We start from the raw sequence: 12,768 nt of genomic DNA on the forward strand, positions 1-12,768 counted from the left end.
AGCCTGGGTGACCGAGCGGGGGCGCTGAGGCCGTGACGCCGTCAACGTCCGCAAGAGCCACCGTCGCCCCGACCGCGCGGCTCCCGACAGCCGAGCCGTCGGATGAGGTCCCCACCGGGCTGGCGCCGCCGCGGCGGCGCCCCAGTGTCGCGTTGTTCCTGCTGGGCCGGGTGGTCAACGCGTTGTGGCCGCTCGCGCTGATCCTGGTGGCCTGGTGGGCGTGGGTGCGTCTCGGCCACCTGCCGCCGGCGGTGGCGCCGGACCCGTCAGGGGTGCTGACGTTCATCGCCCACGACCCGGGCAGCTTCGCGCTCGACGCGCTGCGCACCGCCGGGGTCGTCCTCGGTGGCCTCGTGGTGGGCGCGGTCGCCGGTGCGCTGCTGGCGACGGTTTCGTGGTTCTCCCGGCTCGCTCGGGCTGTGATCAGCGGGCCGGCACTGCTCAGCCAGTGCCTGCCGGTCGCCACCATCTCGCCAGTGCTCGCGAAGGTGTTCGGCTACAACACGACGACCATCGTGATCATCACCGCTCTGATCGCGTTCTTTCCCGTGATGGTGTTCACCGCCTCGGGCCTTGCCCGAACACCGGCGGGCGCGGACGACCTGTTCGTAGTCCTCGGAGCCCGACGCCTCGACCGCTTCTTCCGGCTCGCGGTGCCATCCGCCCTGCCCCGCCTGCTGGTCTCCCTGCGGGTGTCGATCGTCGTCGCCGTCGCCGGCGCGATGCTCGCGCAGTGGGTCATGGGGACGAGCGGCCTCGGCTACCGGCTGATCATCGCCCAGTCCTCGTTCCGCACCTCCGAAGCATGGGCGTGCTCGGTCGTGTCGATCGTGCTGTCGGTGATCCTCTACTCGATCGTGTCGGGCCTCTGCCGGCTCGCGAGCGAGCGCTTCGAGTAGCCCCGCCGACCCCAGAGACACCGACCCTGCCGACGCCTGTCCCGCGGTCTCATCCCACCGTTTTCTTGCTGATCGTCAAACACTCGCGGCCGCCGCCCTGACGCGGCGCCGTCTCTCCTTACCAGCCGGAGCGTCATGTCTCAGAAGAACACCATCCCGAGCCCGCTCACCGGTTCGATCTCGCGGCGCGGCCTGCTGCGGCTCGCCGGCCTCGGCACCGCCGCGGCCGCGGCGGGCCCGGTGCTCGCCGCCTGTGGCGGCGGCTCGTCGTCGGCGAGCGGAACGACCAACGCGGGCGCGACGACGCTCTCGATCCAGCTGAGCTGGGTCGCGGACACCGAATTCGCCCCGCTCTACCTCGCGGACACGAACGGCTACTACAAGCAGAACAACGTCGCGATCAAGCTGACCCCCGGTGGTTCGGACATCGGCGCGATCGAGGGCATCGTCGCGGCAGGCAAGGCGGACATCGGCATCGCGACCGACATCACGACGGTCGTCGCCGCGATCGCCGACGGCAACCCGCTGGTCTGCGTTGGCGCGCTCTACCAGTCGAACCTCAACATGCTGATGTCGAAGTGGGACGCGCCGATCACGACCGTCGCGGGGCTGAAGGGCAAGCGCCTGGGCGGCCCGCAGGGCATCCAGACCAAGTTCGATGCGATCTTCAAGCTGAACGGTCTGGAGCCGGACTACAAGTTCATCCCGACCGGCTACGGCCCGGACTCCCTCCTCAACGGCGACGTCGACGTGCTCGCCGGCTTCGTCACCGACGAGGTCCTCTCCTACAAGAAGGAGACCGGCCATATGCCGGGCCTGCTGTCGTTCACCGACGCCGGGCTCCCCGCCTACACCCTGCCGATCTTCACGACGACGTCGAAGCTGGCGAGCGAACGCGCGGCGATCAAGGGCTTCCTCGGCGCGACCCTCAGGGGCTTCGCCGACGACGTGGCCGACCCGACGGCGGGCCCGAAGCTCGCGGTCTCCACGTACGGCAAGGCCGCCGGGCTGGACCAGGCGAGCGAGATCGAGCACAACGCCGCCTATCTCCCGCTGGCCTCCAGCGACGCGACGAAGACCCACGGCTACATGTGGATCGACACGGACTACCTGTCCGGGCCGATCTACAAGGGCATGGTGGCCTCCGGGATGAAGACGATCGACGCGGCCAAGGCGGTCGACATGTCCCTGCTCACCGAACTTCACACCGGTTCGTGATGAGCCAGGTGGCGCAGGTGGCGGCCGTGGCGGCGAGTCGCGGCGCCCCGATCTCGCTGGCCGGCGTCGGCAAGGTCTACCCGATGCGGCGCGGCCGCTCGGTCGAGGCCGTGCGCGACGTCGGCCTCGACATCGCCCCCGGCGAGTTCCTCGCCCTGCTCGGGCCGTCGGGCTGCGGCAAGTCCACGTTGCTGCGGATGATGGCCTCGTTGGAGGAGCCGACGTCCGGCACCGTCACGGTCGACGGGGCGCCCCCGCGGGAACTGGCCGCGCGCCACCGTCTCGGGGTGGCGTTCCAGGACAACGCGCTGCTGCCCTGGTCGTCGGTCTACCACAACCTCGCCCTGCCCTTCCGGGTCGCGCACCGTCCGGTCGACAGGGCACGGATCGCGGAGCTCATCGAGCTCGTCGGGCTGAAGGGCTTCGAGGACGCCCGGCCCAGGCAGCTGTCCGGCGGCATGCGCCAGCGGGTGTCGATCGCCCGGTCGATCATGCTGGAGCCGGACCTGCTGCTGCTCGATGAGCCGTTCGGCGCGCTCGACGCGGTGACGCGCCGACGGCTGAACGCCGAGCTGCAGCGGATCTGGATGGCCGACCCGGTCACGACTGTCCTGGTCACCCACGACGTCGAGGAGGCCCTGCTGCTGGCTGATCGGGTGGTGGTGCTCTCGCCGCGCCCGGGGCGGATCAGCAAGATCGTAACGGTGCCGTTCGACCGGCCTCGCGCCCTGGACGTGACCCGCTCGGCCAGGTTCCACGCGATGGTCGACGAACTGACCGCCGAGCTCGACGCGCTCACCGGCGGGGTGGACTCCGATGAGTGAACGCGCCGCGAGGTCACCGGTGACCGGGCCGGCGCTCGCCGTCCTCGGCGTGGTGCTGCTGCTCGCGGCCTGGCAGGCCGTCGCGGCGCTGCGGTGGTTCGGCACGACGGTCTGCGCGCCGACCGTCGTCGTCCGGGTCTTCGCCGACGCGTCGTCGCGCCGGGTGCTGCTCGACGGAGCGGGGGCGACGATGCTCGAGGCGGTCGAGGGGTTCGGCTGGGCGCTGCTCGCCGCGGTCGTCGTCGGCGTCCTCGCGACGCTGCTGCCGTTCCTGCGCAGCGGCCTCGACCAGCTCGGGACGATCGAGAGCGCGATCCCGTTCGTCGCCATCGCCCCGATCCTGCTGGCCCTGTTCTCCCGGGACACGGTGCCGACCGCGATGGCCGCCACCACGGCGTTCTTCCCGCTCTACCTGGCCCTCGTCTCAGGGCTGGCCGCAGTCTCCCCCGCGGTGGCCGACCTGTGCGCGGCGCTGGGAGCGGCCCGGCGGGACACGCTGCTGCGCGCCCGGATTCCGGCGGCTCTGCCGGTGCTCACGATCGGCATGAAGACGGCGATCCCGCTCGCGGTACTCGGCGGGGTCATCGGCGAGTGGCTCGGCTCCTCCAACGGCATCGGCCCGATCATGCTCGTCGCGATGCGCAACTACCGGATGCCGATGATGTGGGCCGCCGTCGTCGTAACGGTGGTCATCGCCCTCCTCCTCTACGGCGGCTGCGCCGCGCTGGAGTGGGTCACGGCCCGCCGGTTCGGCTGACCACGGCAGATCTCCGGCTGACCACAACAGCCCCAGGCACGCGACGACCCCGTCCATCAGGGCGGGGCTGGCGCGTTCGCGGCCCGGCTGGGGCTTCGGGCCGGGTCCTCAAGCGCGGCGAGCACGCGTTCGGGCGTCATCGGCCACGTCGTCAGCCGGACCCCGGTGGCGTCCCGGACCGCGTTCGCGATCGCGGCGGGAACCCCGACCATCGGCGCTTCCCCCAGCCCCTTGGCACCGAGGCGGCCACGCGCGGCCCCGTCGCCGACGAACACGGCCTGGATCTCCGGCGCGAGAGCCATGGTCGGGATGGCCTGGTCGAACAGGTGGACGTCCAGCGGCACGCCGCCGTCGTGGCGGGCCTGCTCCGTGGTCGCCACCCCGATTCCCTGCAGGACGCCGCCGACGACCTGGCCGCGAGCGAGCGCCGGCTCCAGGACCCTGCCGACGTCGTGAACGGAGACGACCCGCTCCACCCGTAGCCGACCGGTCCACGCGTCGACGGCGACGTCGACGCGCTGCGCCCCGACGACCAGCCCGTTGTCCTCGGCGATCACCCCTGCCTCGGCCACCAGCCCGACGAGCTCCGACCACGGCACGGCCGGGGCGTCGACGGCGTCCGCCCGGATCGCGCCGTCGTTCGTCCAGCGCAGCGTGCCGCCCGGCCAGCCGAGCCGGTGCTCGGCGGCGGCGGTCAGCCGGTGCGCCGCCTCGGCGACCGCGTTCCCCGTCAGGTAGACGCCGCGGCTCGCGAACGTGCCCTCGTCCGCGGGCGCGGCCGCGGCGGCGGCCTGGCACAGCACCACCCGCTCCGCCGGCAGGCCAAGCTGCTCGGCGGCGACCGCGGCCAGCGTCGAGTGGATCCCCTGGCCCATGTCCGGGACGACCGTCTCGACGACGATCCCGGCCGCGCCGACCCGGCAGCGGGCCCGCGCGCTGTCCTTGTGGACCGCGCTGGAGGCGGCGGTGACGATCGCGAACATCGACATGCCCGAACCTCGACGCCACCGCCCCGGCTCCTCGCCGGCCGCCGTCTGTCCCGGGGGCAGCGCCGCCGTGGCGTCACCGGCCGCGGCGAGCGCGTCGAGGCACTCGTCGACGGCCAGCGAGGCGACGACCCAGCTGTTGACCGGGTCCACCTGCCCGGCCCGCAGGACGTGACGGCGCCGGAACTCGACCGGATCGGAGCCGAAGCGGCGGGCCAGGTCGTCGAGATGGGTCTCCAGCGCGAACGTGATCTCGCTGGCGCCGTAGCCGCGGAACGCCGCCGAGCTCGTCGTGTTCGTCAGCACCGCGCGGCCCGCGGCCCGTCCCACCGCCACCGGGTAGAGGCTGGTCGCGAGCAGCAGCAGGTTCTCCAGTACCAGGCCCGAATGGCCGACCTCACCGCCGGCGTCGAGCACCACCCGCACGTCGCGGGCCAACACGGCGCCGTCCTCGGCGCAGCCCGACGTGATGGTGATCGTGCCGGCGTGGCGTCGGCGCAGCCGGCCGAGCTGGGCCCGGGTCGGCTCGACCCGCACCGGCCGGCCGCCGCAGCCGCGGGAGGCGAGGGCAGCGGCGGGTTCGAGGAACATCTCCTCCTTCAGCCCGAACCCGCCGCCGAGCGGAACCGGCCGCAGGTCCACCGTGGCCGCGTCCAGGCCGAGCAGGCCGGCGAGGCGGCGGCGCACGACCTGCGGGGTCTGCGAGGTCGACCAGACGGTGCAGCGGCCGTCGTCCCAGGTGGCGAGGGCCGCGGGCCGTTCCAGCGCGGCGATCGGCCCGGGGAGGATCTCGACGGTGCTGGTGTGGGTCACCGGCGCCGCGGCCAGCGCGGCGCTGACCGCGGCCTCGTCGGCGCCGAACGCGAGCTCGACCGCGACGTTGCCGGGCAGGTCGGTCCGGGCTCGCTGGACCCGGGCGGCGCCGTCCGCGAGCGCCTCGGCCACGGTGCGGGCGGCGGGCAGCGGTTCCTCGACCTGGCGCACCCGGGCGGCCATCTCGCGGGCGGCGTGCGCGGTCTCGGCGACCACCAGGCCGACGATGTCGCCGACGTAGCGGGCCTCGGCGGCGAACACCGCGTTCTCCGCCGGAGCGAGCACCGGGTCGTCGACATGGGGGTTCGTGCAGAACCGTCGCGCCGGCGCGTCGCCCGGCCCGAAGACGGCGACCGCGCCTGGCACGTCGAGGGCATCACCCGGCTCGACGGTGACGTGCGCGTGCGGGCCGCGGCTCGTGAGCAGCAGGCCGACGAGAGCGTCGGGCACCTGGTCCGCGCTGTAACGGAGCGAGCCGTCGGCCTTCCCCCGCCCGTCCTGGCGGGTCGCCGCGGCGCCTGGCGTGCCGGCGGCCGCCCGCAGCACCGCGTCGACGATCCCCTCGTAGCCAGTGCACCGGCACAGGTGCCCGGCCAGGGCCGCTCGGACGGTGGCGGCGTCCAGGTCGCCGCGCTGCTCGAGCAGCGTGGCCGACGAGCAGACGATCCCGGGGATGCAGAAGCCGCACTGCAGCGCGCCCCGGCGGGCAAGCTCGGCGGCCAGCGTCGCGCCCGGTCCGGCAGCGGTCACCGAGGCCGCGGTCCGCACCCGCAGGCCGGCGGCGCGGGCCGACGGGGTCACGCAGGCGGCGACCGGGGCCCCGTCGAGCAGCACCGTGCAGCCACCGCAGGTCCCCTCCCCGCACGGCAGCTTCACCGACGTCACCCCGGCGGCGCGCAGCGTCTCGGCGAGCGGCTGGGCCAGCCGGTCGGCTCCGAGGGTGATCGCCCGGCCGTCGACGTCGATCGTCCGCTGCGCCGTCTCCCGGGCCACTGGCCGGTCACCTACAGCCTCAGCCGTCACAGCGCGCTCCTCACCTCGGCGGCGAGCACGGCGAGCAGCGCGCGCCGGTAGGCGGCCGAGCCGCGCGCGTCGGCGCGCAGCAGGGACAGGTCCGGGGGCTCGTCCCCGTCGAACAGCAGCGGGGCCGCGCTGTGCCCGACGGCGCCGGCGGCGAGCCGTACGACCCCGTCGATCCGGGCACCGGCGGCGACGGCGATCGCGGGGCTCGGGCCCTCCCGGAGGGCGAACCTGCGGTGGGCGCCGGGGCCGGCCAGCCGCGGCCGCAGCCCGACGACCAGCTGTGCCGCCGGCACCGGCGCGGCGAGGTAGTCCGCGACGGGCAGCTCCTCGGTGGCCCCGGCGGCGGCCGTCACGACGACGGTGTCGTAGGCCAGTAACGAGGCCGGCAGGTCGGAGCCCGGCAGCCGGGCACCAAGCGTGCCACCCACCGTCGCCGCCCGGCGGACCTGCGGGGTCGCCATCGCCGCCGCGGCGGCGGCGATGCCCGGCCAGGCGCGGAGCACCGCCGCGTCCGCGGCCAGCTCGGCCAACGTCGTGCCCGCCCCGATCTGGCCGTCGCGCAGCCCCGACGGCAGCACGCCCGACACGTCCACCGCCAGCTCGCCCAGGACGGGCGGCAGCGCCGGGGAGAGCAACGCGACGCCACCGCCGACGGCGGTGCCGCCCGCGGCCAGCAGCTCCAGCGCCTCGTGCAGACCCGCCGGCCGGTACCAGACCGTCACCGTCGGCCCCTCAGGCCGCGAACCGGGCCGCGGGCCGTGGAACAGGCAGCGTGGCTGTCGGGTCGCCGGGGACGAGGAACTCGACGAGCACCCCGTCCGGGTCGCGCAGCACCACCGACTTCTTGTGCGCCGCGTCGACAGTCGCCACCGGCTCGACGCCGGCCGCGGCGGCCCGCGCCGCTCCAGCGGCAAGGTCCGCCTCTTCCCGCAGGCGCAGGCCGAAGTGCGACAGGCCCGGCTCGAGCCCGTCACCCGCGCGCAGCAAGGTGAGGTCCGGCAGGCCGAGGGTCCCGCCGAGCACGGCGCCTTCCGGGCCCGACCGCAGCACGGTGAGTCCGCCGAGTCGGTGGTAGAAGTCGAGTGCGCTGTCCAGGTCCGCGACCGCGAGGCAGGCCCGGGCGGTGCACAGGGGGTGCAGCGCGGCGCCATCCACGACGGTGTAGTCCGGGTCGGCGGTGAACCGCTCACGCGGGTCGGCAGGCGCGCCTTCCGGGTCCCAGTTCCCCGTGATCAGCCGCCCGCTGTTCTCCGCGTAGACGGCATGCCAGTCGTCCGACGCATCGGCGTACATCTCGAGGTAGGTGCCGTCCGGGTCGAACAGATAGGCGCTGTGGGAGATCTGGTGGTCGACCGTGCGGTGCAGCCGGGCGCCGGTGGCCCGCACCCGCCGGATCGCGTCGACGAGCTCCGCCTCGGAGGCCAGCTCCCAGCCGAGATGGTTCAGCCCGGCGGCCCGGCCACGGCCCCGGGAGACCTGCACATTGCCGTCTCGGCCGACCCGCGCCTGCTCGGAGATCTCCATCAGCGCCAGGTCGTGGTGGCTGTTGCCGTTCGACAGGAAGACCGTCGCGATCCCCGGCTCCTCGAACACCGGGGTGAGGCCGCAGACCGTCGTGTAGAACTCCAACGACCGGCCCAGGTCGGAGACGAACAGGTTCACGTGGGCCAGCCGGCGCGGCCGGAACCCGGCCAGGACCGTCGCCGTCATGCGCCACTCCCGGCCAGGCCGGCGCGGTACTTCTTCAGCAGCCACGCGTTGAACTGCGGCAGGGTCGCCTCCTGCGGCGAGTAGGGGCCGCGGGCGGCGAACCGGGAGCCCAGCGCCGCGAACATCCGCTCGTTGGCCATGCTGTCCTGGCCGTTGACGATGTCGAAGAACTCCCGCTGGCGCGCGATCAGCGCGGCGAAGTTCTCCTGGGCGAGCGTGGCCTCCGGGTACAGCCAGTCGACCGCGAGCGTGATCCGGTCATGGGCTTCCGGGGTGATCCGGAAGACCATCATCGAGTCGGGCTTCATCGAGACGAACATCGCCGGCGGCACGCTGGCGTACACGGTCCGGCCGCGCTGCTCGGCCGTCAGCCCCTCGATGACAGGGAAGGCGGCTTTGCCGTCCTCGGTGAGGAAACCGCCGTCCGGGTTGAGGAACCGCGCGTACCGCATGATCCCGTTCTCGGTGTCGGCGTCGAATCCGAGGAACTGCACGAGCCGGGCCGGGGCGTTGTCGTGGTAACCCCTGTGGATGAAGCTGGTGTGGTACGCCTCGAGGGCGTTCTCCAGCATGTTCTTCCAGTTCCACGGCTGGCCGCGTAGTACCACCGAGTCGCCGATCTTCATCTCGGCGGTGTTGTGCGCGGCGAACTCGCCGTCGAGGCGGGCCAGCGTCGGCTCCAGCGGCTCGGGGTTCTCCCCGAGGTGCGTGAAGACGAAGCCGTTCCACACGGTGACGGGGAACCGGGGCAGGCAGATCGTCGCCCGCAGGTCGCCGAGGCTGTGCGCCGGCTCCATGTTCGGCGCGGTCTGCAGCGACCCGTCGAGCGCGTAGCTCCAGAAGTGGTACGGGCAACGTAGTTGCCCGGCGTTTCCCCGCTCCTCGGCCTCGACCACCGGAAAGGAGCGGTGCCGGCACAACGAGGACAGGACGTGCAGGTCGCCGGCCTGGTCACGGGTGACGACGAGCGGCTCGCCGGCGACGGTGATGCTCAGGTAGTCGCCCGGATTCGGGAGTGCGCAGACGTGGCACAGGTACAGCCAGCTGTTCGCGAAGACCGCGGAGCGCTCGAACTCGTAGAAGTGCGGCGAAGCGTAGACGCCGGGAGGCAGCGAGAGCGCGTTGCCCAGGTCACCTGTCGACGCGGAGACCTGCTCGACCAGGTCCGCGATGGATGGGTAGCCGGCCGGCGGCCCTGTCAGGCGAAGCGGTGCGACCGTCATCGTCGTCCTTCCTCGGAGCTGGCCCTGGGTGTGTCGATCGGGTCGGCGGCGCCGAGGAAGCGGCTGATCGCCGAGTTGACCTCCTCGGGCCGTTCGAACTGCGGCCAGTGGCCGGCGCCCGTGATCTGGCGGAACCGGGCGCCGGGAATCCAGCCGGCCAGGCTGGCGCCGGTCTGCGCGGGTCCGGTCGCGTCCTGGGTGCCCCAGAGAACGAGCGTCGGCGCCGTGATCCGCGCCCACTCGGCAGGGGGGATCAGGTTGCGTTCACGGATGGCCGGGTCCTGCAGGCAGAGCACCTGACGCATCGCCTCGGCGTGGCCGGGGCGCTGGTAGATCGCGAGCCGGGTGGCGACGAGGTCGTCTGTGACGGTCGACGGGTCGGCCATCAGCCACTCGAGCCGGGCCCGGACCGACTCCGTCGACGGCGCCGCCGCGGCGGCCGTCGACAGCGTCCGCAGCGCGTGCATGACCGCCGGGTCGGCTCGGACGCCGCCAGGGGCGACCAGGACGAGACGGCGTACCCGCTCGGGCGCTGTGATCGCCAGGCGGCCGGCGATCCAGCCGCCCAGCGACAGGCCGACCAGGTCCGGCCGGCCGAGGCCCAGCTCGTCGATGAGCGCGTGGACATGGGGCAGGTAGCCGTCGACCTCGTAGTCGCGGTCGGGCGCGTCCGACCAGCCATGGCCGGGCAGATCGACGGCGACGACGCGGAAGGTGGCGGCGAGCGCCGAGACGAGTCGGCCGAAGGCCTCGAGATGACCACCGACGCCGTGCAGGAGCACGACTGCCTGGCCGTCGCGCGGGCCGGCGTCGAGGATCCGCGTCCGTACGCCGTCGAGCTCTCGCCAGCTGATGCGGCCGCCGGCGGTCGCGGCGCCGGTCAGGTCCGGGTTGCTGAGCATGTTATATATCGCATCATATAATTATTTCACTGCTGTATCGGTTCGTCCCAGGAGGAGATCGGGTGGCGCTCGACGTGCTGGCGCTCGACCACACGGGCATCGTCGTGCCCGACCTCGACGAGGCTGTGGCCCTGCTGGCCGACATGTTCGGCGCGCGCGAGCTCTACCGCCGCGCCTACGCGCCGCCGCCGGGCAGTGACGTGATGGCCCGCCAGTTCGGCATCCACCCCGACAGCTCGTTCCGGCTCGCCAAGGTCGACCTCGCCGGCCGCCACCTGGAGCTGTTCGAGTATGCGGCCCCCGACCAGCGGGGCGAGGCGCCGCGGGTGAGCGACATCGGCGGCAGCCATCTCGCGCTTCGGGTGCCCGACCTGGACGCCGCCGTCGCCGCGATCCGGGCTGACGGCAGGGTCGAGCCGCTCGGCGACATCCAGGCCCTCGGGCCGGGCCACCCGCTTGCCGGGCGGCGCTGGATCTACCTGCGTACCCGCTGGGGTCTGCTGCTCGAGCTCGTCGCCGACCTCGTCTGACGCCAGCTCGGCGCCGGCACCGAGCCGCCGGGTTACACCGCGCGGCGCGACACCCAGGTCTGATCGGTCCGGGGGCGCACGCGGGCGTCCGTGAGGATGCGGGCCGAGGCCTCGTCCACGTCCTCGACGAGGCGCCGCTCCGCGTCCGGGTCCAGCCAGGTCGGCTGCCGGTTCTCCAGGACCACCTCGCCGGCGATGACGACGGTGTGCACCTCGGTCCCGTTGGCCTGGTAGACCAGCACGGACGCGGTGCTCTGCCGAGGATGCAGGTGCGCGCCGGACAGGTCGACGAGGATCAGGTCGGCCTGCTTGCCGACCTCGACCGAGCCGATCACATCCGCCAGGCCGACCGCCGTCGCGCCGTCGATCGTCGCCATCTCCAGGACTTTCTCCGCGCCAAGGACCGCCGGGTTTCCGGCCCGGCCCTTCTGCAGCAGCGCGGCGAACTTCATGTCCGCGAGGAAGTTCACCGAATTGTTGCAGTTCCCGTCGTCGGTGCCGAGCGCGACGACGACGCCGGCGGTCTGCATGTCGGCCACCGGCGCGATGCCGTTGCCGAGGAACAGGTTGCTGACCGGCTGGGAGGACACCTTCGCGCCGGCCACCGCCAGCGCGCGGATGTCGTTCGTGTCGACCTGCACGCAGTGCCCCGCCAGCACGTCCGGCGCGAGGTAGCCGATCGCCGCGAGGTACTGGACGCTGCTCATGCCCTGCTGCATCCGGTCGAGCGGCGATTCGGCGACGTGGACTGTCGTCATCACCCCGTGGCGACGGGCCAGCCGCTGCGCGCCGAGCAGCGCGTCCGCCGTACAGAGGATCGCCACTCCCGGCGCCGGCCAGTACGAGATCCGTCCGTCGGCCTTCCCATGGTGTCGCCTGATCAGCGTTTCGAGCTTCGCCAGCACGTCCTCGAGCCCGCCCGGCTGCGCGCCGAGGTCCGGGGTGAGCTGCGGCTCCTTGCGGGTGTACGCCGCCATCAGCGCGTCCATCTCGGGCGGGACGGTGTCGTAGAACATCTGGCCGACTACGGCGCGCAGGCCGGTCTGGACGTAGGTGTCGACAACGACGTCGGAGATCTCGTCCCACTCGGCGAACGGCACCTCGATCTGGTCCACCACCGTGGTGATCCCCGAGCGCAGCGCCTCCAGTGAGAACAGCCGCACCGCCGTCGCGTGGTCCTCGAGCCGGTAGGCCCGCGCCGCCGGCAGGTTGACGTTGACCAGCCAGTCGTAGAGCGGCCGGTCATCGGCGACTCCGCCGCGCAGCAGGATGTCCAACGAATGCACATGTGCGTCGACGAAGCCAGGCAGCAAGGCGCTGCCAGCCGCGTCAATCACCCGGGCGCCCCCCGGCTCAGGGCACTCGGCCATCGGCCCGACTGCGGTGATCGTGTCACCGGTGACGGCGACATAACCGCGGTCGAGAACCCTGCGTTGCGGGTCCATCGTCACGACGCGGGCATCGCGGACCAGCAGGGGCGACGGCATGAGCAGCTCCGAATGCGCACGCGAACAGGGCTGCCGGGCGTCGCTGACCAGCGGAAACTGATACTAGCGTAGGCGGCGCTGTTGCATTGGCCGGGCGCGGCGGCCGATCAGGCCCGATCAAGTGATGCGTCGTTGTCGTACTCGCCCACCGACTCCGGCCTCGGAGTTCACGGGATTCCGGTTCCCGCCGGACGTGATCGTGCTGGCAGTGGGCTGGTACCTGCGCTACGCCCTGTTCTAACGCGCTGAGCGACGTCAGCCGGAAGGGGCCGGGTTCACGCTGCGTGAGATTACGCGGACCCCAGCATGGGTACGAGTGGTAACCATGACAGCACAGAAAGTGAAGCGCCGGGAGGGTGGGGCGCGGATGAAGCCGCTGGTCCGCCTCGGCATCGG

The 12,768-nt window shown here is 72.9% G+C and carries 11 protein-coding genes and 1 pseudogene; 6 read left to right on the plus strand and 6 right to left on the minus strand.

Features of this window, described 5'->3' with window-relative positions:
* Positions 1-32: 32 nt before the first annotated feature.
* The 4 genes from AC6EXY_RS22015 to AC6EXY_RS22030 all read left to right on the plus strand — a co-directional run bounded on the left by AC6EXY_RS22015 (position 33) and on the right by AC6EXY_RS22030 (position 3,698).
* Positions 33-899 carry an ABC transporter permease gene (locus AC6EXY_RS22015; RefSeq protein ID WP_101829592.1) on the plus strand — a complete coding sequence of 289 codons (867 nt, stop codon included), beginning with the start codon at positions 33-35 and terminating at the stop codon, positions 897-899.
* 135 nt (positions 900-1,034) lie between these two features.
* Entirely contained in the window at positions 1,035-2,117 is a 1,083-nt protein-coding gene (locus AC6EXY_RS22020) for an ABC transporter substrate-binding protein (RefSeq protein WP_101829593.1), read from the plus strand.
* Entirely contained in the window at positions 2,117-2,941 is an 825-nt protein-coding gene (locus tag AC6EXY_RS22025; RefSeq protein ID WP_101829611.1) for an ABC transporter ATP-binding protein, read from the plus strand. The genes AC6EXY_RS22020 and AC6EXY_RS22025 overlap by 1 nt, the downstream gene beginning before the upstream one ends.
* Entirely contained in the window at positions 2,934-3,698 is a 765-nt protein-coding gene (locus AC6EXY_RS22030) for an ABC transporter permease (protein WP_499817904.1), read from the plus strand. The genes AC6EXY_RS22025 and AC6EXY_RS22030 overlap by 8 nt, the downstream gene beginning before the upstream one ends.
* A gap of 56 nt (positions 3,699-3,754) precedes the next feature.
* Here AC6EXY_RS22030 and AC6EXY_RS22035 read toward each other — a convergent pair whose 3' ends face one another.
* The 5 genes from AC6EXY_RS22035 to AC6EXY_RS22055 are packed head-to-tail and all read right to left on the minus strand — an operon-like array spanning position 3,755 to position 10,355.
* Positions 3,755-6,520, minus strand: a complete 2,766-nt coding sequence (locus tag AC6EXY_RS22035) for a molybdopterin-dependent oxidoreductase (protein ID WP_499817905.1) — start codon at positions 6,518-6,520, stop codon at positions 3,755-3,757.
* Positions 6,517-7,242, minus strand: coding sequence for an FAD binding domain-containing protein (locus AC6EXY_RS22040; RefSeq protein ID WP_165818178.1), 726 nt, complete (start codon positions 7,240-7,242; stop codon positions 6,517-6,519). Before AC6EXY_RS22040 ends, AC6EXY_RS22035 begins: the two co-directional genes overlap by 4 nt.
* A 10-nt stretch (positions 7,243-7,252) precedes the next feature.
* Positions 7,253-8,230, minus strand: a complete 978-nt coding sequence (locus tag AC6EXY_RS22045; protein WP_499817906.1) for a VOC family protein — start codon at positions 8,228-8,230, stop codon at positions 7,253-7,255.
* Positions 8,227-9,453 (minus strand): aromatic ring-hydroxylating oxygenase subunit alpha, encoded by a 1,227-nt coding sequence (locus tag AC6EXY_RS22050; protein WP_499817907.1) that lies wholly within the window; start codon positions 9,451-9,453, stop codon positions 8,227-8,229. The genes AC6EXY_RS22045 and AC6EXY_RS22050 overlap by 4 nt, the downstream gene beginning before the upstream one ends.
* Entirely contained in the window at positions 9,450-10,355 is a 906-nt protein-coding gene (locus AC6EXY_RS22055; protein WP_499817908.1) for an alpha/beta fold hydrolase, read from the minus strand. Before AC6EXY_RS22055 ends, AC6EXY_RS22050 begins: the two co-directional genes overlap by 4 nt.
* Before the next feature lie 62 nt (positions 10,356-10,417).
* On the opposite strand from AC6EXY_RS22055, the gene AC6EXY_RS22060 reads away from it, so the two are divergent.
* Positions 10,418-10,885, plus strand: a complete 468-nt coding sequence (locus AC6EXY_RS22060; protein ID WP_165818179.1) for a VOC family protein — start codon at positions 10,418-10,420, stop codon at positions 10,883-10,885.
* A 32-nt stretch (positions 10,886-10,917) separates the two neighbouring features.
* Here the strand turns inward: AC6EXY_RS22060 and AC6EXY_RS22065 are convergent, their stop codons facing one another.
* A complete protein-coding gene (locus AC6EXY_RS22065) occupies positions 10,918-12,372 on the minus strand; it encodes an amidohydrolase family protein (RefSeq protein WP_499817909.1) in 1,455 nt (484 codons plus the stop codon).
* Positions 12,373-12,496: 124 nt separating this feature from the next.
* Between AC6EXY_RS22065 and AC6EXY_RS22070 the strand changes: the two are divergent.
* Positions 12,497-12,607: pseudogene (locus AC6EXY_RS22070) on the plus strand (IS6 family transposase); the annotation flags it as partial.
* Positions 12,608-12,768 lie beyond the last annotated feature (161 nt).

The sequence above is a fragment of the Frankia sp. RB5 genome (assembly GCF_059816245.1).

Bases quoted from the DNA above. Each gene is read 5' to 3' on its own strand.
- AC6EXY_RS22020 (WP_101829593.1), top strand. From the start codon at position 1,035: ATGTCTCAGAAGAACACCATCCCGAGCCCGCTCACCGGTTCGATCTCG.
- AC6EXY_RS22025 (WP_101829611.1), top strand. From the start codon at position 2,117: ATGAGCCAGGTGGCGCAGGTGGCGGCCGTGGCGGCGAGTCGCGGCGCC.
- AC6EXY_RS22030 (WP_499817904.1), top strand. From the start codon at position 2,934: ATGAGTGAACGCGCCGCGAGGTCACCGGTGACCGGGCCGGCGCTCGCC.
- AC6EXY_RS22045 (WP_499817906.1), bottom strand. From the start codon at position 8,230: ATGACGGCGACGGTCCTGGCCGGGTTCCGGCCGCGCCGGCTGGCCCAC.
- AC6EXY_RS22050 (WP_499817907.1), bottom strand. From the start codon at position 9,453: ATGACGGTCGCACCGCTTCGCCTGACAGGGCCGCCGGCCGGCTACCCA.
- AC6EXY_RS22055 (WP_499817908.1), bottom strand. From the start codon at position 10,355: ATGCTCAGCAACCCGGACCTGACCGGCGCCGCGACCGCCGGCGGCCGC.
- AC6EXY_RS22065 (WP_499817909.1), bottom strand. From the start codon at position 12,372: ATGCCGTCGCCCCTGCTGGTCCGCGATGCCCGCGTCGTGACGATGGAC.